The sequence below is a fragment of the Hymenobacter tibetensis genome (assembly GCF_022827545.1).
GTDB classification, from domain to species: Bacteria; Bacteroidota; Bacteroidia; order Cytophagales; family Hymenobacteraceae; genus Hymenobacter; species Hymenobacter tibetensis.
On the sequence record NZ_CP094669.1, the window covers coordinates 2,180,705 to 2,206,285 of the forward strand.

19 protein-coding genes are annotated in these 25,581 nt (G+C 57.5%); 13 read left to right on the plus strand and 6 right to left on the minus strand.

Annotated elements, in window-relative coordinates:
* Positions 1-79 precede the first annotated feature (79 nt).
* The 4 genes from MTX78_RS08635 to MTX78_RS08650 form a co-directional block, all read right to left on the minus strand.
* Positions 80-931, minus strand: coding sequence for an N-acetylglucosamine kinase (locus MTX78_RS08635; RefSeq protein WP_243801745.1), 852 nt, complete (start codon positions 929-931; stop codon positions 80-82).
* Positions 932-1,361: 430 nt separating this feature from the next.
* Positions 1,362-2,429, minus strand: a complete 1,068-nt coding sequence (locus tag MTX78_RS08640; RefSeq protein ID WP_243801747.1) for a SusE domain-containing protein — start codon at positions 2,427-2,429, stop codon at positions 1,362-1,364.
* An 83-nt stretch (positions 2,430-2,512) separates the two neighbouring features.
* Positions 2,513-4,159, minus strand: a complete 1,647-nt coding sequence (locus MTX78_RS08645) for a RagB/SusD family nutrient uptake outer membrane protein (RefSeq protein ID WP_243801749.1) — start codon at positions 4,157-4,159, stop codon at positions 2,513-2,515.
* A 10-nt stretch (positions 4,160-4,169) separates the two neighbouring features.
* The gene (locus MTX78_RS08650; protein ID WP_243801751.1) at positions 4,170-7,190 is read right to left on the minus strand and encodes a SusC/RagA family TonB-linked outer membrane protein; all 3,021 of its coding nucleotides are present in this window, start codon (positions 7,188-7,190) and stop codon (positions 4,170-4,172) included.
* A 780-nt stretch (positions 7,191-7,970) separates the two neighbouring features.
* Between MTX78_RS08650 and MTX78_RS08655 the strand changes: the two genes are divergently transcribed.
* Entirely contained in the window at positions 7,971-8,132 is a 162-nt protein-coding gene (locus MTX78_RS08655) for a hypothetical protein (RefSeq protein WP_243801753.1), read from the plus strand.
* A gap of 44 nt (positions 8,133-8,176) precedes the next feature.
* On the opposite strand, the gene MTX78_RS08660 is transcribed toward MTX78_RS08655, so the two are convergent.
* Entirely contained in the window at positions 8,177-10,579 is a 2,403-nt protein-coding gene (locus tag MTX78_RS08660) for a glycoside hydrolase family 2 protein (RefSeq protein WP_243801755.1), read from the minus strand.
* Between the two features lie 5 nt (positions 10,580-10,584).
* Positions 10,585-13,182 (minus strand): cellulase family glycosylhydrolase, encoded by a 2,598-nt coding sequence (locus tag MTX78_RS08665; RefSeq protein WP_243801756.1) that lies wholly within the window; start codon positions 13,180-13,182, stop codon positions 10,585-10,587.
* A gap of 212 nt (positions 13,183-13,394) precedes the next feature.
* On the opposite strand from MTX78_RS08665, the gene MTX78_RS08670 reads away from it, so the two are divergent.
* The 12 genes from MTX78_RS08670 to MTX78_RS08725 all read left to right on the plus strand — a co-directional run bounded on the left by MTX78_RS08670 (position 13,395) and on the right by MTX78_RS08725 (position 25,527).
* Entirely contained in the window at positions 13,395-13,610 is a 216-nt protein-coding gene (locus MTX78_RS08670; protein ID WP_243801757.1) for a hypothetical protein, read from the plus strand.
* Positions 13,607-14,806 carry an alpha/beta hydrolase-fold protein gene (locus MTX78_RS08675; RefSeq protein ID WP_243801759.1) on the plus strand — a complete coding sequence of 400 codons (1,200 nt, stop codon included), beginning with the start codon at positions 13,607-13,609 and terminating at the stop codon, positions 14,804-14,806. Before MTX78_RS08670 ends, MTX78_RS08675 begins: the two co-directional genes overlap by 4 nt.
* 530 nt (positions 14,807-15,336) lie before the next feature.
* Entirely contained in the window at positions 15,337-16,752 is a 1,416-nt protein-coding gene (locus tag MTX78_RS08680; RefSeq protein WP_243801761.1) for an anthranilate synthase component I family protein, read from the plus strand.
* A 125-nt stretch (positions 16,753-16,877) separates the two neighbouring features.
* Complete coding sequence (locus MTX78_RS08685; protein WP_243801763.1) at positions 16,878-17,444, plus strand: anthranilate synthase component II; 567 nt, start codon at positions 16,878-16,880, stop codon at positions 17,442-17,444.
* Positions 17,445-17,538: 94 nt separating this feature from the next.
* Positions 17,539-18,552: an anthranilate phosphoribosyltransferase gene (gene trpD / locus MTX78_RS08690; RefSeq protein WP_243801765.1), complete on the plus strand. Its 1,014-nt coding sequence runs from the start codon at positions 17,539-17,541 to the stop codon at positions 18,550-18,552.
* 149 nt (positions 18,553-18,701) lie between these two features.
* On the plus strand, positions 18,702-19,517 hold the full coding sequence (gene trpC / locus MTX78_RS08695; protein WP_243801767.1) for an indole-3-glycerol phosphate synthase TrpC: 816 nt from the start codon (positions 18,702-18,704) through the stop codon (positions 19,515-19,517).
* A gap of 46 nt (positions 19,518-19,563) precedes the next feature.
* A complete protein-coding gene (locus tag MTX78_RS08700; RefSeq protein WP_243801769.1) occupies positions 19,564-20,202 on the plus strand; it encodes a phosphoribosylanthranilate isomerase in 639 nt (212 codons plus the stop codon).
* Between the two features lie 105 nt (positions 20,203-20,307).
* Positions 20,308-21,507 (plus strand): tryptophan synthase subunit beta, encoded by a 1,200-nt coding sequence (trpB, locus tag MTX78_RS08705; RefSeq protein WP_243801771.1) that lies wholly within the window; start codon positions 20,308-20,310, stop codon positions 21,505-21,507.
* Between the two features lie 93 nt (positions 21,508-21,600).
* Positions 21,601-22,383, plus strand: a complete 783-nt coding sequence (gene trpA / locus MTX78_RS08710; RefSeq protein WP_243801773.1) for a tryptophan synthase subunit alpha — start codon at positions 21,601-21,603, stop codon at positions 22,381-22,383.
* A gap of 56 nt (positions 22,384-22,439) precedes the next feature.
* Positions 22,440-23,453: a 3-deoxy-7-phosphoheptulonate synthase gene (gene aroF / locus MTX78_RS08715; RefSeq protein WP_243801775.1), complete on the plus strand. Its 1,014-nt coding sequence runs from the start codon at positions 22,440-22,442 to the stop codon at positions 23,451-23,453.
* Positions 23,454-23,702: 249 nt separating this feature from the next.
* A complete protein-coding gene (locus MTX78_RS08720; RefSeq protein ID WP_243801777.1) occupies positions 23,703-25,070 on the plus strand; it encodes a helix-turn-helix domain-containing protein in 1,368 nt (455 codons plus the stop codon).
* Positions 25,071-25,158: 88 nt separating this feature from the next.
* Positions 25,159-25,527: a hypothetical protein gene (locus MTX78_RS08725; protein WP_243801778.1), complete on the plus strand. Its 369-nt coding sequence runs from the start codon at positions 25,159-25,161 to the stop codon at positions 25,525-25,527.
* Positions 25,528-25,581: the final 54 nt, after the last annotated feature.

Consider the following 25,581-nt stretch of genomic DNA (forward strand, 5'->3'; position numbering starts at 1 on the left):
AAGCCCAACAAGCAGAAAGGGTCGGTTCCGAATGGAACCGACCCTTTCTGCTTGTGCAAACGTGCTATAACCGGGCGCGCTAGGCGTTAATCTTGCTTTCGTGGTACGAAACCAGGTCATCGATAGGGGAGCGGATTATCTTGCCGACTTCCATATTGTGGCTTTTGGCTACCTGCGCCAGCGCGTCGCGGAAGTTGTAGCCTACTGAGCCAATGCAGTTGAAGGTGTACTTCTGATAATCGGGGTAGTGCGCTACTATGTTCTGAAAGAAGGTTTCAAAGCCTTGCAGCACAATCTCGCGGCAGTAGCTGATGTTGTTGTGGTCGTAGGTGAACTTGCCGAAGCTGGCCAGAAAGCGGTTGGGCAGCGGCTGGTTGTAGAGCCGGTCCAGCACTTCCTCACGGGTGAGCTTGAACTCCTGCTGGAATATTTCCTGCAAGCCATCGGGCAGCAAGCCCCGTAGGTAGTCGCGGAGCAGGCGCTTGCCGATGAAGGAGCCGCTGCCCTCGTCGCCGAGGAAGTAGCCGAGCGAATCCACGTTGTAAATGATTTTCTCGCCGTCGTAGAGGCAGGAGTTGGTACCGGTGCCAAGGATGGCGGCAAACCCTGGCTTGTCGCCGAGCAAGGCATGCGCGGCCGCCAGCAAATCTTCGGCAACTTTGGCTTTGCAGTTCGGAAAAATCTGGCGCATAGCCGCCGCAACCCGTTCGGCCTTCTCGGCATTCGACACCCCGGCGCCATAGTAATACACTTCCGTTATCTCCTGGCGGGGCAGCGTCCCGGGCAGGCTTTTATCGAGGGAGGCGGCAATGGCCTCGGTGCTCATGAAGTCAGGATTGTATCCTTCGGTGTTGAAAAACACCCGGTTTCCAGTACCATCCAGCTGGCACCAGTTGCTCTTGGTCGAGCCTCCGTCGGCAATAAGAATCATATGTGAAGAAAGGTTGGGGAGAAAGTAAGCTGCCCGTGGAACTATGTTTCAGGTGATGGGGACGCACGAAAGTACAGCAATCAAATGCTTGCGCAATTTCAAACGGCTAAGCTACAGTCAAATTTTGCAGTTTGTTGCCACTCCATACGCTAATAGCACGATGATACCGGTTTTGCCAAGTAGCAGTTGCAGATTGGTTCGCCTGAATGGCTAGAACCTTGTCGGCTAGCTTATTACAAATTGACGCGCCACGATGAGACCCAAGTAGGCCAGCAGCGTGTAGAGAAGCTGTTGGCAGGTTGGCGTTTTCTACTGCTCACTTCAACCTGCTGTATGTGTGCTTCCTTTTGGCCGGCTTAAAACTGTGCATACAGGAACACAAAAAAGGCTCGCCGAATGGGCGAGCCTTTTGCTTACTTGACAAGTACGTTTACTTCTTGGTGAAGCTATAAGTGTAAGCATTAGGAGTGTTGAGGTCGAGCACTACGTCATATTCTCCTGGACCGGGTCCTGGAATATTGTCAGGGCTGTCATACACCAATTTTCCTGCTGCATTAGTGCCAAAATTGATTGCCCAGTTATCGTTGGCTCGGAATTTTAATTCGCCCGCTACTAGGGTTACTTTGCCTTTCCACTTCTTATCAGCTGGATCAAAAGTAAGCATAGTAGGCTTGTCCCAGCCATTAGGCGTAGCCGAGCCAATTACCCCCCATACCACTTTGGTGGCTGTATAAGAGCTATTGACCAAGTTCACTTGCATCCGATATTGTCCGGGGCCCGGTAGCGAAATGTCGCCGCCATTCAGCGCGAAGCTGTTGGTTGCTCCTGCTGCCGCTGTACCACTGCCGTAAACGGTACCCGACGAGGTATTGGTATTGGACAGCTTGAATGTGTTGGTAGCAGCGGGCATATACAGATAGCCGTCGTATTCCTGCGGATTGCCGTCGGTTATTTGAATGAAAGGAGCCTTGGTGACATCAGCCATACCCTGGAAGCTACCAAAGGCATACAACTCGCGCGAGTAGGGGCTAGCCGAAAGAGTGGTAGCTGTGCTATACAGCGGCTCTTGGTTGGCCGAGTAGTTTGCCCGCAGCCGCACGTCCACTTGGCTTGCTCGGTCGGGGGTGAGCCCGGCCCGAATCAGTGCGTTGTTGACGTCGCCGACGGTAAGGGCTTTAGAAGCGCCAGTACCGGCATCAACTGCTGTGGCGTTGGCAAAGGCGGTACCGGTGCGCGCGAATTCCAGGGTGTACGTTACCGTAGTGCCCACTTTGGTGGCCGAAGGCACGTCAAAGGTTAGGGGCGTCCAGGAATAGGTAACTGCGTTGTTGGCCGCATTGCCGGCTTGCAATACACCCGCATTGGTGGTGCTGGCGGTCAGCGTTGGCGTGGAGGCAGGAGCCAGCGTCACTTGCGTTTCATCCTTTTCGCAGGAGGTCAGCAGAACAGCCACCAGCGCCAGAAAGCCAGTTGCCGTTTGAGTAATCCAGTTTTTCATATACTAAAGTGGAAAATGGGGGAGGTGAACCCAGCTAGACCGGCTCCGCTTCTTGGAAGGGAACCGGTCCGCTCAGCGGTTCGCTAGTATCTATCGTTCTGTTTCAGATTCTGGTTGGCCGATATGTCGGAGGCCGGAATGGGGAATATGTTCCGCCACGGATCAGCAGCCCGACCAGCAGCAGCACCCGCTTTCCAAGGCCAGAGGTACGAGCCTTCCACAAAACGCTTGTACCGGACAAGGTCGGTGCGGCGGTGAGCTTCCCAGTATAGCTCCCGGCCCCGCTCGTCGAGAATGAACTCGGGGGTGAGCTGAGCGGCCGTGATGGCGCTGCCGGGCTGGTTATTGAAGGCCCGTGCCCGGATTTGGTTTACGTAGTTGAGCGCGACTGCCCGGTCGCCGGCACCACGGGTGGCGGCTTCGGCGTAGGTGAGCATCACTTCAGCCAACCGGATCATGGGGAAGTCAACACTTGAGAAGTTTTGGGCGCCACCCTGGCCAACACCTGCCGAGTTGATGTTGCGGAATTTCACCACGCCGTAGCCCTGCTCGAAATCATAGAGGTCGGTGATTTCAAGGGAACGATTCGAGTTGTCGGCTTTCTTGGTCCAGAAACGGCCGCGGGTATCACGGGCAGTGTCCGGAAACAAGTTGAACAGGTTCTGCGTCGTGCGCAAGCCTGTCCAACCCGTGGACTGGCCTACACGGGCCTGCCACGCGGCGGAAGAGCCGGTAGCGCCGTTCACCAAGAACGTGGTGCCGCCGTAGCTCTGGGTGTTGTTCACGTCGAAGGCAATCGGCCAAATGATTTCGGCACGCGCCGGAGCGGTGTTGTTGTCGGCCAGGAAAAGCCGACCGTACGCCGACGATACATTGCCAGCGGGCGTGGTTACCAGGGAGTAGCCGCCGGTATCAATCACCTTTTTGGCTTGCGTGGCGGCATCAGCGTAGCGCGCCGTGCCGGTGTACACCTCGGCATTCAGGTACAGGCGGGAAAGCATAGCCCAAGCAGCAGCTTTGTCAACGCGGGCGTACTCATTGGTGCGGGGCTCGGCGAAATCCGGGTCGGTAGCCAAGGCGGTCAGCTCCTGCTCCACAAAAGCGAAGAACTGCGGACGCGTGTAGTACTGCGGGCTAGTGAACCCAACCTGGTCGGCCTCTGTCACAAACGGACCGTTGCCAAACAGGTCCATGGCGTGCATGTAGGCTACCGCCCGCAGAAACCGCGCTTCAGCCCGGTACTGCTTCACGGCTGCCACATCGGTAGCTTGCAGGCGCGCGGCCAGCTTGTCGTCGGACGACTCACGGATGAACTCGTTGCACGCCGCAATTTCAAAGTAGATGCGGCTGTACAAGCCGCGGAGCAGCGGGTTGCTGGAATCCCAGTTCATGTTGTGCCAATCCCGGATGCCCAGGTCGTTCCAGTTCACTACCGCTTCATCGGTAGTGAGTTCCTGCGCGCTCCAGTACTGGCGGATGTAGTCGGAGGTGCCCTCGTCGATGCCCCCAATGTCACCGGCGCCGTTCGGGCCGGTCTGGCCGGTTAGGGCGAAGCCGCCGTAGAGCTTGGCCAGCACCGAGCGGTAGCCGTTGAGGTCAACGTATACTTTGTCGGGGGTGGTTTCGAATTTGGGTTGCTGGTCGAGTTCGTCGGTACAAGAGGTAGTACCAGTTGCCAGCGCTAAACCAGTCGCCACAGCAACCAGTCCACGAAATATGTTCTTATGCATGGTGGGAATGTTAGAAGCCAACGTTGAAACCAAAGGTGAACGTGCGGGCGCGGGGATAGAAGTTGTTGTCGATACCCGCCTCAAACCGATTGTCGATGGTGTTGAAGTTGGTGATTTCCGGGTCGAGGCCCGTGTATTCGGTGATGACGAATGCGTTCTGCACTGCTGCTGTCAGGCGCAGCGTTGCTTTGTCGTTCAGGAACTTACCTACGTTGTACCCGAGCGTGATATTCTCGCAGCGGAGAAACGAGCCGTTCTCGATGTAATAGTCAGAGAAAAGCTGCTGCGACCTAAAGCCGGTGTTCCGAATGTCGGTTGGCAGGTTGAGCAGGAAGCCCGACGAGCTTTGGGCATTCGAGAGGTTGCCGATGTTGGCAGACACCGAGTTGTACACGTAGTTGCCCACGTTGCCGCGCAGCAGGAACGATAGGTTCAGCTTCTTGTACGACACGTTGGACGAGAAGCCCAGCACGGCAAGCGGCGCAGGCTGCTTGTAGCGGTAGTTGTCGCGCTCATTCAAGGCATTGTCGTCGTTCTGGTTCACGTACACTCCTTCAATCGGCCGGCCGTTGGGGTCATATACCTGCTGCCGCACGAAAAACGAGTTGGAGGGGAAGCCCACCGAGTTGATTTGGATGGTACTGCCCGTGCCGCCGGGAATGCCACCGGTCAGGTAGCCAGCAAAGCCTTCTTGCTGCGGGCCTAGCTCGGTGATTTTGTTTTTGTTGTACGCGACGTTGAAGTTCACATCCCAGTTCCAGTCCTCGGAACGGACAGGAACTACGTTGATATTGAATTCGATACCCCGGTTGCGCAACGAGCCAATGTTGGCGTTGAGCTGGTTGGTTAGGTTGGCACCAGCGGGCACGTTGATCAGCGAGAGCAAATCATCGGAAGTACGCTCATACACGTCGATGGCACCCGAAACCCGATCATCAAAGAAGCCATAGTCGATACCAGCGTTCCAGGTCGTGGTGGTTTCCCAGGTCAAGCCGCGGTTGTAGCCCGAGGGGCGCTGCGTGGTAACGAAGCCGTTGCCTAGCTGGTATTGAGCCGCACCGTTGCCGGTTACGTAGCGGGGTAGGTAGTCATACACACCTCCAATGTCCTGCTGGCCCGTGCGGCCCCAGCCACCACGCAGTTTCAGTTCCGAAATAATCGTGTTGTCTTGCAGGAACTCTTCTCCCTTCAAGCGCCAGCCCAACCCCACTGCCGGGAAAATGCCGCTGCGGTTGCCATCAAGGAAGCGCGACGTGTTGTCGTTCCGGACAGTGGCCGTGAGTAGGTACCGGTCCTTCACATTCAGCGTGGTCCGGCCGAAGTAGGAGAGCAGCGCCAGCTTGGAGTAGCCGCCTGGTACGGTCAATACCGCCGTTGGATTAACCAGGGTCGTACGGTCGAAACGGTAGTCAAGGAAGTTGTCGTTTTTCGTTACGAAATCCTGGTAGGAGTAGCCCCCCTGGATATCGAATTTGGTGCCGCCAAACTGCTTGCTGTACGCTAAGTAGGTTTCCAGCAGGCGCATGTCCTTTTTCTGGTTGTACTGGGTGTAGCGGCCTTGGTTGAGGTAGTTGCCAAAGTCGGCGAGGTTGGTGACGGTTGAGCCGTCGCCGCGCGAAATGTCGGTACCCAGGTTCAAATTGGCCCGCAGCCCTTCCACACCGTGGATTTTGTAGTCGAACTGCACGTTGCCAATCAGGCGTTTCACGTCGCTGGTGTTGTTGACGTTGTTGAGTGCCGCCACTGGGTTGCCAATGGCCTGCCCGAGCGGATTGCCGTTTGATTGCAAGAACTGGAAATAGCCGCCGTAGGGAGCGTAGCGGGTTTCGTCGGTGCCACGCACCGGCTGGGTCGGATCGTAGAGAACGGCGTTGCCTACCTGCGCATTGTCGATAAAGCGGTTGTCAACTAACGTGCCTTTGGCGTTGATGTCGATGCGGAGGCGGTCATCTAGCAGGAGAGGGGTCAGGCTGATAGAACCCGTGTTCCGCTTCAGCTTGTTGGTGATGACAATACCTTCCTGGTTGAGGTTGCCGTACGAAACCCGGAAAGGCACCTTCTTGAAGCTGCCTGTTAAGCTCACGTTGTTGTCGTAGGTAGCGGCCGTCCGGAAGATTTCTTTCTGCCAGTCGGTGTTGGCCGTGCCTAGGGTGGCAACTTGTGACGCGAGGCCATTGGCGCGAATAAGGTCGCTGAACTCCTGCGCGCCCAATACGTCGTACTCGTTGGCGCGCCGCGAAATAGACGTTTGCGACGACAGGTTAACCGTTAGTTTCTCTCCTTGCAGGCCTCGCTTGGTCGTAACCAAGATAACCCCGTTGGAAGCCCGGTTGCCATAGATAGCCGTAGCCGAAGCGTCTTTCAGCACCGTAACGCTCTCAATGTCATTGGGGTTGATGAGGGTGAGCGGGTTGGAAGCGCCCGAAATACCACCTTTATCCACGGGCACGCCGTCAATTACGTACAGCGGGTCGTTGTTGGCATTCAGGGAAGAGTTGCCACGGATACGAACCGAGGTAGGCGCGCCCGGGGCACCACCGCCCGTTGTGATGCTAACGCCGGCTACTTTGCCTTGTACCAACTGCTCAGGGTTGGTTACTTGCCCCTGCACGAAATCTTTGGCCTGCACGGTAGCTACTGCGCCCGTTACGTCCTGCCGACGCTGGGTGCCATAGCCTACTACCACTGCTTCGTTAAGCAAGGTGGTGTTTTCGTTGAGGGTGAGGTTGCCGAGCGCTGCATTTTGGCCGCTCGCCACTGTGAAAGCTTTCCGGGTAGAGGTAAAGCCAACGTAAGAGATAACGAGGGTGTGTGGGCCGGCCGGAATGCTCTGAATAGAGAACGTTCCGTCGGAGTTGGTAGAGTTGCCGAACGTGGTGCCTTCTACAAGGGCGGTTACGCCAGGCAAGCCTTCGCCTTTTTCGTCTACGACGCGGCCACTCACAGAACCCGTCTGGGCGAATGCACCGGTGAAACCGGCGCACACAAACAGCAGCAAAAACAAGAGTTTTGCCAGGTAGGGGTGTTTCATTGGGAATTAGTTAGGGTGTTGGAATGGACTTTTCCGGTTTTCCGGAGCGGTGAGTTAGACAAGTGCTTGCTGGTGAGCTAGCGGGGTGCAGAACCCGCTGTACTCTTTGCCCGGCAACATTTTTTACTGTCCACTCATTTATAAAGTGCGCAAGTTAAAGCTTTGTTGTCTACATCGAAAACGTTTGCGGTGACTGCCTAAGAATAGCAATAATTCCATTTGCGGGTAATAGCTACCTTCGATTACCTAATTGTTAACTCGGCAAGCTTCACTGTACTACGCAGCGGTTTAATACCACCAAGCGAACTACATGATCCATACAACAAGCCCCTGCGGACGCGCGTGCCAGCACCACTGCACTCGGCTGGCTCGCGTAACTAGCTGTGAAGTATGATGTATGTAGGGACACGAAAAAGCACGGGTTTGCCAACGAAACCGTAGACTTAATCGATTTGGCATGATTGTGAACAAGGGGGTGCCCACCTTAAATCATACTCCTTTATTGGAAATGACTCCTCTGCATGCCCCCGAATTATGAAACGGCGCACAACACAACGGCCACGGATTGATAGCCCTAATCTGCGGTTTTACGTGTGTCAGCCGTTGTTTTTATTGGTTGCACACCCTGATTTAAGAGAACTATGTAGAGCAAACAGCACAATGCAGCCACTAAAATAAGAGGCAAAACAGCTTAGTGTGTCTACCGCATTTATGTTGGTTGGCGTCGGTTGCCTTCAAACAGCAACCCTATAAATAGCAGCAGAAGCAGTACTGCTTTATATGAAAAATGCAATTATTATTTTTCCGCCACTATTTGTTGTGCTTCCTAGACAAGGTGGAAAGACGCACACAGACTCGCCGCTGCTCTTTCAGGCGGAAGGTTCTTTTGAAGCGAAAACCAGCGCAACCACCGAAGTACGCCCTTTGTACTCTGGTGGCTAGCTTCCTAAGCAGGTTATGCTTGCTTGACGCAGAGTGGTAGAAAGCTATTTGGTGTTGATTTTCAGTGCATTGCTGCTTAAGCCAGTGGCGGCAGCGCTGACCTGCACAACCCCTGGGGTAACACCTGCCTTCACCAAGATGGTGGCAATACCGGCTTCCGCCTGCACTGGGTTGTCGCCAACTAGCTCGGCGCCCTGCACGCTAAAGCGGACCGACGTGGTGGCATCCGGTACGGTCGTGCCATTCGCATCAACTACGGTGGCATACACGAACACGGCATCGTTTTGGCCCGCTGTCAGGTCTTTGCCGAGGCGGGCATAGCTAAGTTGCAAGCTCTTAGCCGAACCGGGCGTGCGTCGTTCGGTTTGGGCAGCGGCTTTGCCATTGCGGTAGGCAATGGCGCGTAGCGTACCGGGCGTGTAGGTAGGCACTGCAAACGTGAAGGGAGGATGCGCGAGCTTATTGGCGAAAACGTTCTGGTCGGGGCGCTGCCGGGCTATGGTGTGGCCGTTGAGCTGGAGTTCCACTTCGTCGCAGTTGCTGTACACAACCACCTGCTTGGAAGAGGCTGGTTGCCAGTAAGTAGCCAAGTAAACCATCGGTTTGCCGAAGCCGTTGCGGTCCTCTGCGGGGCCATATTGGCTTTGGTAGAAGGAGTAGGCAAACTTGGGTAAGCGAAAAATATCGGCCACCCCCGACGATTCAATGTCGGGCGCATAGCCGCGCTTGTAGTCGAACATGAGCCAGTTAGCATCGCCGACGGCTGGGCTGCGGAAGTTGTCGTTGTGGGCTTCCTGGAAGTTGAGGGCTTGTTGCGTGAGGGCCCGTTCACCTTGGCCGCGCAGCTGGCGGGAAGTACGCTCCGATTCTTTGAGGCCGGCGTAAGCGGTTTGGTTGAAGCCCGCGTTTTGGGCGTAGTATTCCCAGTCGCCATACTCGCAGAGCAGCAAAGGTTTCTTGCCGGTATACTTGCTCCAGTAGTAAGGGGCTTTGCTGTGCTGGCGCGCCGGAATGAACACGTCATAGGCATAATCCAGCCAGCCGCAAGTGTACACGCCTTCCTTCCAGGGTAGTTCCTGATGCACCGCCTGGTAGGTTTGTTCCATGTACGGCTTGCTCATACCCGTCTCGTTCAACGACGACTCCCACAGTATTACGCTGGGGTGGTTCCGGTCGCGGCGCACCATGTCGTGCACATTCTGCAAACTGTTTTTTTGAAACTCGGTGCCGCCAAAGAATTGCCAGCCCGGAATCGAGTTCATCACCAGAATTCCCAGTTCATCGCACGCTTCCAAGAAAGCTGGCGAAGGAGGATAGTGAGAGCAGCGCACAAAGTTGAAGCCGGCCGCTTTGATGTGCCAGGCGTCGCGGTACTGCGCATTATCCGACAGCGCGTAGCCGAGGTAAGGATATTCCTGGTGCCGATTGGTGCCCCGCAGGCGCGTTTTCTGGCCGTTGAGGTAGAACCCGTCGGTGGCAAAGCGGACGGTCCGAACGCCGGTTTGCAGTTCCTGCCGGTCTATCACCTGCCCCGCTCGCAGCACTTCCACCACCACGCGGTACCGGTATGGCTGCTCCGGCGACCAGAGCTTGGGGTTGGCAATAGACAGTTGCTGGTCGACCCGTTCGAAAGCGCCTGGCGCAATACCAGCTGCTTCGTTTTGCGTGCGGCCTACTTCCTCGCCCTTCTCGTTGAGCAGCGTAGTGCGGACTTGTACGGTTTGCGCCTGGGCAGCATCGTTCTGTATTTCCGTTTGCAACCGCAGCGTGGCCGATTGGGGGCTTACGTCTTCGTAGTGCAGCAGAATACCACCCCCAGCCGTGTGGCCGGCTTCTACGGGGTCGGAGATGTACACCTTGTCTTGTACCAGCAACTGCACGGAGCGGTAGAGGCCACTGTAGAAGTTGAAATCCAAGTCCTTGAGGGGCTTGCCGGGTGGCACCGCCGGATTGTCTTGGTTGTTGAGCTTTACCAGCAGGCAGTTGGGCTGCCCATACTTGAGCTGCCGGGAAATATCCACTGTGAACGGCAAATACCCTCCTTGGTGCCGTTCCAGCTTCTTGCCGTTCAAATACACGTCGGCGGTATGCATGGCCGCTTGGAAGTGAACAGCCACTCGTTTGCTGGAATCGGTGGCGGGCACCTGAAAAAACTTGCGGTAGAAGCAGGTGCCTTGCCACTGTTTCTTGTCGGTCACAACGGGCTCTAGCTGCGCGGTATGCGGCAACGACACGGCCACCCACTGCACAGCGGTGTCGGTGGTTTCGGTGAAGAACTGCGCCGTTACGGCGGTGTCGATGTCTTTTACGAATTGCCAGTCTTGGTTGAAGTCTACGGCGGGCGCTAGGCGAGCAGGCGGACTGGTGCATTCACTCACGGCCATGGCCAGCAGCAAGCCACTGCCAACCCGTAGAAAAACCTGCGTAAGCGACGAGAAACGGGGCATATAGCTTATTGAAGAGAAACAGATTCGAGGTCAACGTGTAGCTCGCCGGTGGTTGGGGCGGCCGCATCCAGCACTACTTGCAGCACTTCGGCCTCTCCAATTTTCAAGGTCGACGGCGTTGTAGGCTGGTAGCTTAGCGGCAAGAAGCCAGGGTAGGGGCGCGGGAAAAGCAGCAGCGCCTCGGAACGGAAAGTGGAAAGCGGAATCCGGAATTCCTGCATGTTGGTGCCAAGCTGCACGGAGGCGGAATAGGCCACAGCGTCTTTGTTGGTCAGCACCACTTTCAGCGGCGTAGCAGCGTGGCTGGCCCGTGCTTTCACCACCAGTTCCTTGAATCCAGCAACTTCAGTGGCTCGGCCCGCTAGCCTGTCGCCGAAATACGCCCGTACCGCCGCGGCTGGTTCAGTGAGTGCAGCGGATGGGGTCTGCCCCGGCCGGGGCGCTCCAAGCACGAAACGCAGCGCGACGGCGCCCGCCGGAGTGGTTACGTAGTCAACCCAGGCAGTGCTGGCCAGGTTGCGGGCTTCCACTTGCTGCTGGTCGTGGCTGGCTTGGAAGAGGGGAAGAGGAGTACCAACTGCTACTATGGGCACCTCGAAATGCTCGGGGTGATAGTAGTCCCAGTCGCGGGGTTGGCCGGCAAATCCGCCCGGAAAGGTTAGGGTTTGGTCTTTTTTGCGCAGCACTATCCAGTAGCGGAGCAAGCCCGAATACGCCAGCTCTGCCGGTACGGTAGCTTCCACGGTGGCATAGCTGGTGGTAGCCATGGGCAAGGTGCGCGTGCGCCCGTAGAAGTGTTGCGCCACCAGAAACACGCTGTCCTGGGGCTCGATGCCGGTAAGCCGGGCCACAAGGCGCACCGGCTGCCCTGCCGAGACCTGTGTAGGTGGAGTGTGTAGTACCTGGGGGCCCATGGGGGTAGCTGCCGGCGCCGCAAATTCTCCTAGCTTGATATGGTTGAACACCGACTGCCCAGTGAACTGCGTGGTTGACTTGCCGGCGGCGGCTACCAAATACACGCCGGGCCGGACCACGGTGCTGCCATTGGTGGCCTGCGCTTGCAGGGTGTTGCCTTCGTTGAGCGCGCGCACCGTGAAGTTGCTGCCTAGTTCGGGCAGGGAAAGCTGTAGCGGCTGCGCGTTCCACAGAATCTGGGTAACGGGTTTGTTAAGCGACGCTTTTTCGAAAGGGTCTCGAATCGGTACCGCATCGGGCAGCACTTCCAGGCGCCACACGCCCGCCGCTACCCGGTCCAGGAAGTAGGCTCCCGTTCCGCCGTAGCGCACTACGGGCGAAGAGCCCACGCCGGCCAGGTGCTGCAAACTCGCCGCCCGTTTCGGCTGAGTGGCCGTGGAGGTGGTGTAGTAGAATTCTTCTGGGGTGTTCATCTCACTCAGTGCTTGCCGGTAACTCACCCGGAATGCATCAAACACCGAGTCCTGCGGATAGCGGCCAAAAGACTGCCCGCGCCCCACCCGGTGGAACACTTTGGAGGCAATCAGCAAGCTCAGGGCCTTGGCCGGCGTGTAGGCCAGGTTCAGGTAGTGGGTTTGGTATTCGGTGTTGGCGAAGGCCATGGCCATCGGGTCGTAGGCAAACTGCGTGGCCCACTGGAACCCGGCCTCCCGGAAGCTGCGTGCCATAAACGGGTACATCACCGGCTGAATGATGTCGGCCGATTCGAACTCGTAGATCATGCGGGCTTTGCTGGTAAAGCGCTTGTCCTGCCGAAACGGAATCGGGTACTGATCGACGTACGGCAGGAAGTTGCCCCGTAGCGCGTGTCCGCTCACCAAGCCCTGTGGATACCACTGAAACGTGAGGCCGTCCACCTTGGCGTTCAAGATGGCCTCGTATACCACCGGATTTTCTGATACGTTGTAGAACACGGGCTTGCGGCAACCAGTGGCCCGGATGGCCTGCGCCATGCGGTTGGCAAAAGCCGTGACGGGTGCTTCGGGCTTGCCATAACGGGGTTCGTTGCACACCTCGTAGGCAATAATGTCCGGCTCGTCGCGGTTGAGTTGCTTGGTGTAGGGGTTGCGGTGGTTGAGAAACTGCGTGAGGTAGGTTGACTGTGCCAGAACAGCTCGCGGGTTGGTGTAGGCCTGCGTTTTCGAGAAGATGCTGGAAAAACCGGTGCCCGTATCTTGCTCCGGATAGCCGTTGTTCCAGTAGGCAATGGGGGTCAGGATGATTTTGATGCCGCGCTGCTTGAGCTGAGCCACCAGAAAATCAAGCAGCTTCAGATGCTCGTTTTCCAGCAGATTCCCCACCGTATCCGTTATTTCCACATCCCATACGTGCACCCGGAACGCATCAACGCCCAGCCTCGATAGGTGGTACACATCTTGGGCAATGGCTTGCTCATGCGCCACGCCGAGCTTTTGGTGCGCTCGGTAGGCGTGGGCAAACGGCGTGGTATAATTGACACCGAACAGGGCCACTTCCTTTTTGTCTTTCTGCCAACGCAACACGCCTTGTTTGTCTACAAATACGTCACCCTCGGGCGCGTGTGGTTTTTTTTGCGCCGTAGCTGGTAGCACTGAAACAGCGTTCCAGAGAGCAAGAAACAACCAAAAAGCACGTAATCGGTGGGGCATTGTACAAGGAACTGGGTGGAAATAGCTTGCTGCATGGAGCATGCGGCCCGAAAAGTAGATAGGTTTGTTGGGTTCTCGTTTATCGGTGGCGAATAGGCTACACCTGTACTTGCGCTTCACGCACAGGTGTATCGTACAGGCAGCCGTTACGGTGTAGTTCATGGTGCGAGTTGCGGAAAAGAGCTTCGCCACGCACAACGTACGCCGGATTCATGCGTATTCCTTGCCTTGTACTAGGTCTGTTGATGTGGGCCGGTACCACATCCACACAAGCCACGTTTCGCCTGACTTGCGCGCCTGCCTCAACGCCTGCTACGGCCGTGGTAGGTAGGATAGGCTCCTTCAATAACGAGAATCCAGCCAGCCCCGCACTCGCCTTCCCCGCCACCCCAACGGCACTCACCAATTGGTACTGCCAGCCGCAGTGAAGAACCCAGTTGCATGCACATGCACATGCGGAGTCTGGACTCCAGGAGACACCGACGCGCCCCACAACGACATCGACAACCGTCGTATCACCCTTGGTAACTCCCTTACTACCGTGACTCTGCAAGTACTGAATCGGAAAGACTCTGGTGGTGGGGCGGCGCCCTGCCAAAGCACGGCCTTGCAACCCAACGTGCACATAATTAGCACCTCATTCGAGATGCCGCAGCTCAAGCGGACCCGCCGCGTCTGGATCTATCTGCCCAACGACTACGCCACTAACCCCACCAAGCGCTACCCCGTGCTCTACCTGCACGACGGCCAAAACGTGTTTGATACCTGCACCAGCTTTGCCGGCGAGTGGGGCGTTGATGAGACACTGAGCGAGTTGCAACAGCAGGGCCTCGATGCCACCGGCTCCATTGCGGTGGCCATCGACCACGGTGGCACCGACCGGCTCAATGAACTCTCTCCCTGGCGCAACCTCAAACTCGGCGGTGGGCAAGGCGACCAGTACGTGGATTTTCTGGTGGAAACTCTGAAGCCGTACATCGATGCGCACTACCGTACCCTCACAGGCCGTGAGTTTACGGGCATTGTGGGCAGCAGCATGGGTGGCCTCATATCCACCTACGCCGCCCTGAAGTACCCGAACGTGTACAGCAAAGTGGGCGTGTTCTCGCCAGCCTTCTGGTTTGCTCAGCAGTCGCTTTTTCAATACGTCCGCCAGCACCCCGCCCACCCCGATACGCGTTTCTATTTTGTGTGCGGTACCACCGAAGGGCAGAACATGGTGCCGCTCATGCGGGCCATGCACGACGCATTAGTTCGTGGCGGCGTACCTGCTGCCAATCTAAGCTTCAACCCTCAAACAGACGGACAACATTCCGAGTGGTTTTGGCGGCGAGAATTTCCAGCCGCTTACCAGTGGCTAAGCGCGCCACCAAGCACCCAGGAAGCAGCAGCACCACTGCCCTTCAGTGCCTACGCAACTGCCACGAAAGAAGAAGTGCTCGTGGAATTACCCGCCGGGTTGCAACAAGCACAGCTAACAGTAACAGACAAAGCCGGTCAGGTCATGTTTGAAGCCGAAGTGGGGTCCGGCGACGCAGTGAAGCTAAGTGGTTTACCCCGTGGCATCTATATGCTCCGGGTGTCAGCAGGAAAGTACACAGGCGTTCAAATGCTAGTTACGTAGTGCGTTAGCTAAGAAGCATATGGACAGCGAATAGTTTCCCTCCTCAGCTGAGGAGGGGCTAGGGGTGGTCGACCACTCGTTGGACGTCTTACAAGTCCGTCACGCTTTGGCAATCTCAGCATGACGGGCTTATCGATTACAAACAGTCCTTGGTACTGCATCAACTCAAGTTTATGAGCAGATTGTCTCTACTTCTATTGAAACAAACGACCATGCAGGCAGTATCTTAACAGTATCGTAACTATCGAGCCGTATTCTTGCCATTATTTCATCATAAAACTTGAATTTTGCTTGCGTACTAAGAAAGCTGCTTTACCTTTGTGCCACTCAACGCCCTAACTCAACTTTGGCAATGACCGTTTCAACAACTCAGCAAGCGTGGTGGTGGCCTTTCGGAAATTCCGGACGGGACATCCTGTGCGTGCGTTAAGGGTAGTGAAACTCCTCTTCGTAACGACTCTACAGAAAGCCCGGCCGCCCCGCCGGGCTTTTTTAATACCCGGCGCTCAGCTTCTCCCGAAACGCCAGACATGAAACAGTTCCAGCTCCATACCCGCCACCTCCGCGTACTAGCCGACACCGTCACGCCCGTAGGCCTCTATCTCCGCCTGCGCGACCGGTACCCCAACTGCCTGCTCCTCGAAAGCTCCGACTACCACGGCCAACAAAACGCGTTCAGCTACCTGGCGTTCGACCCGCTGGCCCGTTTCGAGCTGAGCGGCCAGGAGCTGAAGCTGACGTTTCCGGATGATACCACCGAAACCGAAACTCTAGCCGAGCCCCGCCTGGCCCTCACGCGCCTCCAGGAATTTGCTGGCTGCTTCCAAACCGAGCCTACCGAGTACGATTTCATCACCGGCGGCTTGTTTGGCTACATCGGGTACGAGGGCGTGCAGTACTTCGAGGATCTGGAGCTGAACACCGAAAAACAGGCCGCCGGGCAGATTCCGAGCATCCTGTACGGCACCTATCGGTACGTCATTGCCGTCAACCACTTCCGCAACGAGCTGTATGTGTTCGAGCACACGCTGGCCGGCGAGGAAACCGACCCGGATGGCTTGACGCGCCTCGTGAACCTGGTGCGCAACCCGTCATTGCCCGATTACAAGTTCTCGGTGGTAGGGGAGGAATCCACCAACCAGACCGACGAAGAGTTTCTGAAAGTACTGGCGGCTGGTCAGCAGCATTGCCACCAGGGCAACGTGTTCCAGATTGTATTGTCGCGCCGCTTTCAGCAGGGCTTCACCGGCGACGAGTTCAACGTGTACCGGGCCCTGCGCTCCATCAATCCGTCGCCGTACTTGTTCTACTTCGATTACGGCAACTTTAAAATCTTCGGCTCTTCGCCCGAAACCCAACTCCTTATTAAGGGCCGCGAAGCCAGCCTGTTCCCCATTGCAGGCACCTTCCGCCGCACCGGCCACGACGCCGAAGACGCTGCCCTGGCCCAAAAGCTAGCCGACGACCCCAAGGAAAACGCCGAGCACACCATGCTCGTGGACCTGGCCCGCAACGACCTGGCCCGCCACGGCGACAATGTGCGGGTGAAAACCTTCCGTGAAATTCAGTTCTACTCGCACGTCATTCACCTCGTGAGTGAAGTAAATGCCACCCTGAGCCCAGCCGCCAGCCCCCTACAAGTGGTGGCCGATACCTTCCCGGCTGGTACACTCTCGGGCGCCCCCAAGCACCGCGCCATGCAAATCATCGACGGCTTAGAGCCTACTGCCCGCGGCTACTACGGCGGTGCCATCGGCTACCGCGGCTTCAACGGCGACTTCAACCACGCCATCATGATTCGCTCGTTTCTGAGCACGGCGGGCCAGCTCTACTTCCAGGCAGGTGCTGGCGTGGTAGCTGCCTCTGACATTAATTCCGAACTCAACGAAGTACATCACAAACTAGCAGCCCTCCGCAAGGCGTTGAAAGAAGCCGAGGCCGTCTAGCTCCACCAGAAGCGTAGGCTTGCAGGTTGTTCCGATGAAACACACCATCTGCCTGCAACCTCTCTGGGAAAACGAAGACCCTAGATTCCCTCTCGCCTTACCCACTATCCCACCTTACCTGCATCATGAAAATCCTCGTCCTCGATAACTACGACTCCTTCACCTACAACCTCGTGCAGGTGCTGCGGGAACTCGGTCACACCGAAAATGTCACGGTAATCCGCAACGACAAACTCTCCGTAGACGACGTGGAGGATTACGACGCCGTGCTGCTCTCGCCCGGTCCTGGGTTGCCTTCGGAGGCCGGCCTCATGCCCGAAATCATCCGGCGCTACGCACCCACCAAGCGCATTCTGGGGGTGTGCCTTGGCCACCAGGGGCTGGCAGAAAGCTTCGGCGGCGAGCTATATAATATGCCCGATGTGCTGCACGGCATTGCCACGCAAGCTGAGGTTACCGCCGAAGACCGAATATTCGACGGCCTGCCCACCCAGTTCCGTGTGGGCCGCTACCACTCCTGGAGCGTGCGCCCCGAGTCGGTGCCCGCCGAACTGGAAGTAACCGCTCTTGACGCCAACGGCCAGGTGCTGGCTTTCCGGCACCGCGAGTATGATGTGCGCGGTGTCCAGTTTCACCCCGAATCCATTCTGACGGAGCACGGCCACCAGATGATGCGCAACTGGCTGCAATAGCACCAATGGCGGGTTGGCGCACCGTGGGTGCTGCCACCAAGGTTTCTTTTTCCGTTGTTCACCGATTCGCCAAGTACGCGCTTGGCGTCACACAATGAAACACCTTCTCAACATCCTTTTCGACCAGCAGTTATTGTCGCACGCCGAGGCGCGGCAGGCCATGCTGCACATCGGACAGGGCGAGGCGAACCCGGCAGAAATGGCGGCCTTCATGGCTGTGTACCGGATGCGGCCCATCTCAGTACCCGAACTGGCTGGCTTCCGTGAAGCGCTGCTGAGCCTCAGCCGCGACCCGGAGTTAGGTACCCACGACACCGTAGATATAGTAGGCACCGGCGGCGACGGCAAAGACACGCTCAACATCAGCACGTTGGCTTGCTTTGTGGTGGCAGGCGCGGGCTACAAAGTCACCAAGCACGGCAACATTGGCGTCTCGTCGGTGTGCGGCTCGTCGGATGTGCTGGCGCAGTTAGGGGTTGATTTTGCGGTCAGCAACGATGTGCTGAAGCGCCAAGTGGAGCAAGCCAATATCTGCTTCCTGCACGCGCCCTCGTTTCATCCGGCCATGCGCCACGCCGGTCCCGTACGGCGGGAGCTAGGCGTCCGGACGTTCTTTAATATTCTAGGCCCACTCGTGAATCCGGCCCGGCCGCGGTTCCAAGTAGCTGGCACCTTCAGCTTGGAGCTGTTGCGCCTCTACCACTATTTGCTTCAGCAAACCGACTCCTGCTACACCGTCGTGCACGCCCTTGATGGGTATGATGAACTGTCGTTGACGAGCTCGGCCAAGCTGGCCACCACCGACGGCGAGCAGGTGGTATCGGCGGCCGACTTCGGCTTAACGGCCACCACGCCTGCCGAACTAGCGGGCGGGCGCAACGCGGCCGAGTCGGCGCAGCTGTTTTTGAACGTGCTGGAAGGCCACGCCACCCGCGCGCAGCGCGACGTGGTAACGGCCAACGCCGCGTTGGCCATCCGCTGCTTAGAGCCAACCTTTAGTTTCACGGACGCCCTGGCTGCCGCGCAGGAATCGTTGGATTCCGGCCGGGCCCGGACGGCGCTGCGGAAGCTATTAGCCGCCACGCACAGCAATGTAATGGCGGTGTAGCTGCCAAGGACTGTTGTTCCGATGAAAGAGGAATCTGGGTAAAGTTGTTGCACGAATCAACTCAGATTCCTCCTGCGTCGGAATGACAACCAACGAATACCCTTTTAACGACTCACCAAGCTCGTACTTGGTGGTACACCCAGACTGAAATGCCCACTATCCTCGATAAAATCATCACCTACAAGCGCCAGGAAGTACAAGACCGGCAGGCGCTGGTGCCCGTGAAACTGTTGGAAAAGAGCCTGTATATGGACTCGCAGCCGCTCAGCTTGCGCCATTACCTGCTCCGCGACGATTTGAGCGGCATCATTGCCGAGTTCAAGCGTAAGTCGCCGAGCAAGGGCGTTATCAATGCGCACGCACCGGTGGAGCGGACCACGCTAGGCTACATGCAGGCCGGGGCCTCGGCGCTGTCGGTGCTGACCGATACCGAGTTTTTCGGCGGCAAAAACGAGGACCTGACTACGGCTCGGCGCTACAACTTCTGCCCAATTCTGCGCAAAGATTTTGTGGTTGATGAATACCAGATTCTGGAAGCCAAAAGCATTGGCGCCGATGCCGTGCTGCTCATTGCAGCTGTGCTAACGGGGGAGGAAGTGCTGCGCCTGGGCCGCTTCGCCAAAAGCCTTGGCTTGGAAGTGCTGCTTGAAATCCACAACGCCGAAGAGCTCGACAAAACACTGCACCCCGATGCCGTGAGCGTGGTTGGCGTCAACAACCGTAACCTCCACGACTTCTCCGTGAGCCTCGACACTTCTGGCGACCTAGCCCAGCGCATCCCCAACGACTACGTGAAGGTGACCGAAAGCGGCCTCAGCTCCGCTGCCGACATTGAAGCGTTGCGCGCCGTCGGCTACCGCGGCTTTCTGATCGGTGAAACCTTCATGCGCCACAGCCGCCCCGAAAAAGCCTGCGCCGCACTGGTACAGCAGCTTCGCGCTACCGAAGCCGTGACTCTACTTTAAGAGTAGCACGGAACGGATTGCCGCGCTACACTTCTTCTGTCTCATCATGACGTCCACGATTCCCTACTTGAAAGTATGCGGCATGCGGCAGCCAGAAAATCTGGCGGCGGTTGCCGCGCTACGGCCGGACTTTTTGGGTTTCATCTTCTACCCAAAGTCCAGTCGGTACGTGGGCACACAGTTGAGCCAAAAGGAACTAGCGGCGCTGCCCGCCGGAATCCGCAAGGTGGGGGTGTTCGTGGATGAAAACACGGAGGCTGTATTGGCGCGGGTGGCGGAACTGGGGCTGGACTTGGTGCAGTTGCACGGCCACGAAACACCCGCGCAGTGCGCCACCATCCAAGCGGCTGGCGTACCCGTCATCAAGGCGTTTTCGGTGGGAGAGGAGTTCGACTTCGAGCAACTGAAGCCTTATGTAGGTTCCGCCGACTACTTTCTCTTTGATACAAAAGGCGCGCAACCCGGTGGCAATGGTACAGCCTTCGACTGGAATCTACTGAGCAGCTACAACCTGCCAGTGCCCTATTTTTTGGCTGGCGGCCTCAGCATAGAGCAGGCAGATACTCTGCGGAACTTGCAGCTGCCCGGCTTGTTTGCACTGGACCTGAATAGCCGTTTTGAAACCGAGCCCGGTGTAAAAGACGCTGAACTGCTGCGGCAACTATTTATCGAACTACGATCCTGACCAAGCGGCATGCACTGATTCAAGATGGAATGCCGCAATGTTTTGGGCACCCCCTTGAACGACTCTGCCGCCTCCTGCGTCACCCACAGCGAAACCCTACGAGCCATGACTCCTACAACCTATAAAGAACCCACTGCCCGCGGCTATTACGGCCAATTCGGGGGCGCCTTCATCCCCGAAATGCTGTATCCCAACGTGGAAGAGCTGCGCGACAACTACCTCACCATCCTCGCCGACCCCGAGTTTCAGCGTGAGTACCAGCAACTCTTGCGCGACTTCGTCGGCCGGCCCACGCCGCTGTTCGAGGCCAAGCGCCTGTCCAAGAAGTACAACACGCGCATTTTCCTGAAGCGGGAAGACCTATGCCACACCGGCGCCCATAAGGTCAACAACACGGTGGGGCAGATTTTGCTGGCGCAACGGCTTGGCAAAACACGCATCATTGCCGAAACTGGCGCGGGTCAGCACGGGGTGGCCACGGCTACCGTGTGCGCCCTGATGGGGATGGAGTGCATTGTGTACATGGGTTCGGTGGACATGGAACGGCAGCGCCCCAACGTGGAGCGTATGCGCCTGCTCGGGGCCGAAGTTCGCCCCGCCACCAGCGGCAGCCAGACCTTGAAAGATGCCACCAACGAGGCCATTCGGGACTGGATTTCCAACCCCGTTGACACGCACTACATCATTGGCTCAGTGGTAGGCCCGCACCCGTACCCGGATTTGGTGGCGCGGTTGCAGGCCATTATCAGCGAGGAAATGCGCAAGCAGTTGCTGGAGAAAACGGGTTCAGAGCTGCCGCAATACGTGGTAGCTTGCGTGGGCGGTGGCTCCAACGCGGCCGGCGCGTTCTACCACTTCCTCGACGAGCCTTCCGTGAAATTGGTAGCCGTGGAAGCAGCTGGGCACGGTATCACCTCGGGCCACTCAGCCGCGACGTCGGTGCTCGGCAAACCCGGTATCATTCACGGTTCGCGTACGCTGCTCATGCAGGACGAGGACGGGCAAATCACCGAGCCGTATTCGTTGTCGGCCGGTCTGGATTATCCGGGTATCGGGCCGTTGCACGCGTATCTGGCGGCGGAAGGCCGGGCGCAGTTCATTTCCATCGAAGATGAAGCGGCCTTGCGGGCGGTAGCAGAGTGCAGCCGCTTGGAAGGCATCATTCCGGCCCTGGAAACTGCACACGCGCTGGCGGCTCTTGGGCAATTAGGCGCTGGCCCTAACGACGTGGTGGTTATCAACCTCTCGGGCCGCGGCGACAAAGACCTGGAAACGTACATGAAATACGCGGATTCTATCAAGTAAAGACCAGCCAGCAGAGGATTCGGAAAGTTGCGCAGACCATGCAGAACCCGTTTCTGCCGCGCAATTCTCTGCGTCCGCTGCGGCACATGCCCTATGAACAACCGAATCCAACAAGCCTTCCAAAACAAAGGCAAGAAGCTGCTCAACGTCTACTTCACGGCGGGCTACCCGCGCCTGCAAGACACCGTGCCGGTGCTCAAAGCCCTAACCGCCGCCGGCGCTGACCTTATTGAAATCGGCATGCCGTTTTCTGATCCGCTGGCCGATGGCCCCGTGATTCAGCAGAGCAGCACGGTGGCGCTGCAAAACGGCATGAACATGCGCGTGCTTTTCACGCAGCTCAAAGACATTCGCACCGAAGTGCCCGAAACGCCTATTCTGCTGATGGGCTACCTCAACCCGGTGATGCAGTTTGGGGTGGAGAATTTCTGCCGCGAAGCCGCCGCCGCCGGGGTTGATGGGGTTATCCTGCCCGACTTGCCGCTTGATGATTACGTGGACGAGTACCAGGAAATCTTCCGGCGCTACAACCTGAAACCCGTGTTCCTGATTACCCCCCAAACGGCTCCTTCCCGTATCCGCCGCATCGACGAGCTGACAGATTCGTTTCTGTACCTCGTTTCCGGGCCGGGTACCACGGGCGGCGCCAACACCCAGGCCGCCGGCGTGCAGGATGCCTATTTCCAGCGCATTGAAGACATGCAGCTGCGCAACCCCCGCCTCATCGGCTTTGGTATTGCCGACAAAGCGTCTTTCCAACATGCCTGCCAATACGCGGAAGGCGCCATCATTGGGTCGGCCTTTATTAAGGCGCTGGAAAACACCGAGGATGCTCCCGCCGCAGCGAAGCAGTTTGTACAATCAGTTCTTAATTAGAAAAGGGCGTCCTGCGGCGCTTGCCAAAGCTGGACGCTTTTTGAACGCATAGCGTAATGATAATTCAACTCGACCCCCACATCACGGAAGCTGCGAAGGCAGATATTTTAGCGCACATCAAGGCCGTGAAGTACAAAGCCACGGACGTAACCACGCAACGGGCGCACTACCTTGTGGCTATTGGTAAGGCTGATTTCGACTTGCGCACCATCGGCCAATTGCCCGGCATCCTGGATATTCATCGGGTATCCGACGACTACAAGCTGGTGAGCCGCAAGTGGCGCGTGCGCCCCACCGTGCTGGACCTCGGCGACGGGGTGCGCATTGGGGAAGGTAGCCTGACGCTGGCGGCCGGTCCGTGCAGCATCGAAAGCGAGCCGCAGATGGAGCTGATGATGCAGCACCTGCTTGACAACGATGTGCGTATCATGCGTGGGGGCGTGTTCAAGCCGCGTTCGTCGCCGTACTCGTTTCGGGGCTTGGGTATGGACGGGCTGAAGCTGTTTCATCAAATGGCTCGGGCGCGCGGCATCAAAATCATTACCGAGGTGATGCAGGTGTCGCAGGTAGAGCAGATGCACGACTACGTGGATGTGTTTCAGGTGGGCGCACGCAACACCCAGAACTTCAACCTGCTCGACGCGTTGGGCGGCGTGGACAAGCCCGTGATGATCAAGCGCGGTATTTCGGGCACGCTGGAAGAGTTGCTATCGTCGGCGGAATACGTGTTTTCGGGCGGCAACGAAAAGCTGATTTTGTGTGAGCGGGGTATTCGCACCTTCGAAACCGCCAGCCGCAACACCCTCGATTTGAACGCGGTGCCTATTCTAAAAGAGAAAACCCACCTGCCCGTCATCGTCGACCCTTCGCACGGTATCGGCATTCGGGAATATGTGCCGCAAATGGCCCTAGCTGGCGTAATGGCGGGCGCTGACGGTATTATCTACGAAGCCCACGAAAAACCTGAGGAAGCCGCTTCCGACGGGGCCCAGACCTTGAACTTCCAAGAATCAGCACGCCTGATTCGAAACTTGCGCAAGGTGTACGCGCTCCGCGAAGAACTGGAATAACCAACAACGCCTCTCCCGAAACGGAGGGGCGTTGCTTTGTCAAATCCTGCGAGCTAGGTGCGCCCAGGATAGGGTGTGAGCAGTGAATGAAAAGACGATCAGGCAGTGCGTTGCCGAAGTGGTAGAGACACTTTGGCAACGCACTGCCTGACCGTCTTTGTTGAGCGAAACATCCGCTTCGGCTCCTGGCTCATACAACCTACTTGCTGCGTGAGAGCTAAATAGAGGGTGTTTCGTAGATTAGGCCCTATGACCTTCACCTTTAGCGCCTATAGTGGTTTGCTGCTGCCTTTCTTTCTGCAAGGAGTGGTGGTGAGCGTGGTGCTGCTGACGCGCGGCCGACGGCATGGTACGGCCTCGGATGGGTGGCTGGCACTGCTGCTGTTGCTGCACACCGTGCGGCTGGCGCAATGGATGCTCGGGTTTGGCGGTTGGTACGATGCGCACAACGCCTTGTCGACCTTTATGTTCTACTTCCCCTTCGGGAATTCACTGGCGATAGGGCCAACGCTCTACTTTTATTTCCGCAGCCTCACCAACCAGGAGTTTCGGTTTGGGCGGCGCGAAATGCTCCATTTCCTACCGGCGCTCTTGTATCTGGGGTGGCGGGCGGTGGCCTTCGGCGTGGACGTGGGCTGGACACACGGGGTGCGCGGTATACCTTTTCCGTATCATTTCGGCACCAAGGGCCTGCTGGCAGCCATGCAAGAGGGCGTGAGCTTCTGGGTGGAGGCACTGGGCTACGTATCGGTGGCGTGGTATGCCTGGCTGACACTGCGCGAGTACCAACAGTACCGCCGCTACATCAACGACTATTTCTCCGACACCGAGCAGATTCGGTTTATATGGCTACGTAATTTGCTGGTGGCCATGCTGCTGGGCGTGAGCGTCACCTTTCTGTTCTCGGTGGTGAATGTGAGCGTGATGCAACTCAATTATTACCAGGCTTGGTATGAGTTTCTGGCTACCGGCATCCTGATTTACTTTCTGAGTATTGCCGGCCTGCTGACGCATGACCGGCTGGCCGCTCCCCTGCATTTTCGCCTTGCTACGGTAGCAACAGAGAGCTTGCCTGCACACGTGTCATCGGGCTTGTTACCCAGGCAACAGCCGGAAACGCTGCTTGCTTCTGAGCAGGCAATTAGTGCAACTTCCTCGCGTCCGCTAGTGGCCCATGACGCAGAACACGCGTCTGTTGTGCTTTTCGCAGAGCCTGCCACGGAGGTACTGCCTGCTGCGCCGATAGCGCCGCCCAACGAAGCCACCGACCCGGAACTGGCCCGGTGGGCAGTTCGCCTCACCGACCTCATGGCTACCGACCAACCCTACCTGGCACCCAACCTGACGCTGCCGGAACTGGCAACTCGGCTAGGCACGAATACCTCGGTGCTGTCCCGGGTTATTAATACCGGTTTCAACCAGAACTTCAACGACTATGTGAACGAGTACCGGGTGTGCGAAGCCGAGCGGCGTCTGCGCGACCCACGCTTCCAGCATTATACGCTGCTGGCCGTGGCGCTGGAATCGGGCTTCAATTCCAAGTCCACTTTCAACAGGGTGTTTAAAAAGCTGCGTGGGTCAACACCGAGCGAGGTGGCAGCAGGGCTCAATTCATAAGATGGGACGTCCCGTAAGGTAATCTGGGGCGTTTGGAGGTAGGAGAGGGCGTTGCTTTGGAACATCATTCCACGAATTCTACCTCGCTATGCGTACCCTGCTCTTCTCGTATCAGTCCCCGTTAGCCGTGCTGGTTGGCTGGCTTTCACTCACTAGCGCGTGCTGGGGCAGCGTGCATTCCGATTTATTTATCGAGCCCGGCAAGCAGTTTGTGCTGGGCGGCAACCAACGCGGTGCCTTCAAAGTAGCAGCCCGCAATGTGGGCAAAGCCGCCGTAGAGGTGAAGGAACGACCCGCCAGTGGCGCCTTGCTCAGCAAAGGCACCCTGAAAACCCGGCCAGCAAGCGACGTTGCGTTTCGCGGCTGGTTCGGCTGCCGTACTCGTCAATCCCACCGCCACCAAGGCCAACTTGAGTCTGCGCATCGTTGGCGAGTCTGGCTTGAGCATGAGCAGTGAGGGCACTGGCCGATAAGGCCGCAAAGTCCCTGCATGTATTCTATCCTTTTGCTT

Excerpts from the sequence above, each read along its gene's own strand:
- MTX78_RS08635 (WP_243801745.1), bottom strand. The coding sequence starts at position 931 with ATGATTCTTATTGCCGACGGAGGCTCGACCAAGAGCAACTGGTGCCAG.
- MTX78_RS08640 (WP_243801747.1), bottom strand. The coding sequence starts at position 2,429 with ATGAAAAACTGGATTACTCAAACGGCAACTGGCTTTCTGGCGCTGGTG.
- MTX78_RS08645 (WP_243801749.1), bottom strand. The coding sequence starts at position 4,159 with ATGCATAAGAACATATTTCGTGGACTGGTTGCTGTGGCGACTGGTTTA.
- MTX78_RS08650 (WP_243801751.1), bottom strand. The coding sequence starts at position 7,190 with ATGAAACACCCCTACCTGGCAAAACTCTTGTTTTTGCTGCTGTTTGTG.
- MTX78_RS08655 (WP_243801753.1), top strand. The coding sequence starts at position 7,971 with ATGAAAAATGCAATTATTATTTTTCCGCCACTATTTGTTGTGCTTCCT.
- MTX78_RS08660 (WP_243801755.1), bottom strand. The coding sequence starts at position 10,579 with ATGCCCCGTTTCTCGTCGCTTACGCAGGTTTTTCTACGGGTTGGCAGT.
- MTX78_RS08665 (WP_243801756.1), bottom strand. The coding sequence starts at position 13,182 with ATGCCCCACCGATTACGTGCTTTTTGGTTGTTTCTTGCTCTCTGGAAC.
- MTX78_RS08670 (WP_243801757.1), top strand. The coding sequence starts at position 13,395 with ATGCGTATTCCTTGCCTTGTACTAGGTCTGTTGATGTGGGCCGGTACC.
- MTX78_RS08680 (WP_243801761.1), top strand. The coding sequence starts at position 15,337 with ATGAAACAGTTCCAGCTCCATACCCGCCACCTCCGCGTACTAGCCGAC.
- MTX78_RS08685 (WP_243801763.1), top strand. The coding sequence starts at position 16,878 with ATGAAAATCCTCGTCCTCGATAACTACGACTCCTTCACCTACAACCTC.
- trpD (WP_243801765.1), top strand. The coding sequence starts at position 17,539 with ATGAAACACCTTCTCAACATCCTTTTCGACCAGCAGTTATTGTCGCAC.
- trpC (WP_243801767.1), top strand. The coding sequence starts at position 18,702 with ATGCCCACTATCCTCGATAAAATCATCACCTACAAGCGCCAGGAAGTA.
- MTX78_RS08700 (WP_243801769.1), top strand. The coding sequence starts at position 19,564 with ATGACGTCCACGATTCCCTACTTGAAAGTATGCGGCATGCGGCAGCCA.
- trpB (WP_243801771.1), top strand. The coding sequence starts at position 20,308 with ATGACTCCTACAACCTATAAAGAACCCACTGCCCGCGGCTATTACGGC.
- trpA (WP_243801773.1), top strand. The coding sequence starts at position 21,601 with ATGAACAACCGAATCCAACAAGCCTTCCAAAACAAAGGCAAGAAGCTG.
- aroF (WP_243801775.1), top strand. The coding sequence starts at position 22,440 with ATGATAATTCAACTCGACCCCCACATCACGGAAGCTGCGAAGGCAGAT.
- MTX78_RS08720 (WP_243801777.1), top strand. The coding sequence starts at position 23,703 with ATGACCTTCACCTTTAGCGCCTATAGTGGTTTGCTGCTGCCTTTCTTT.
- MTX78_RS08725 (WP_243801778.1), top strand. The coding sequence starts at position 25,159 with ATGCGTACCCTGCTCTTCTCGTATCAGTCCCCGTTAGCCGTGCTGGTT.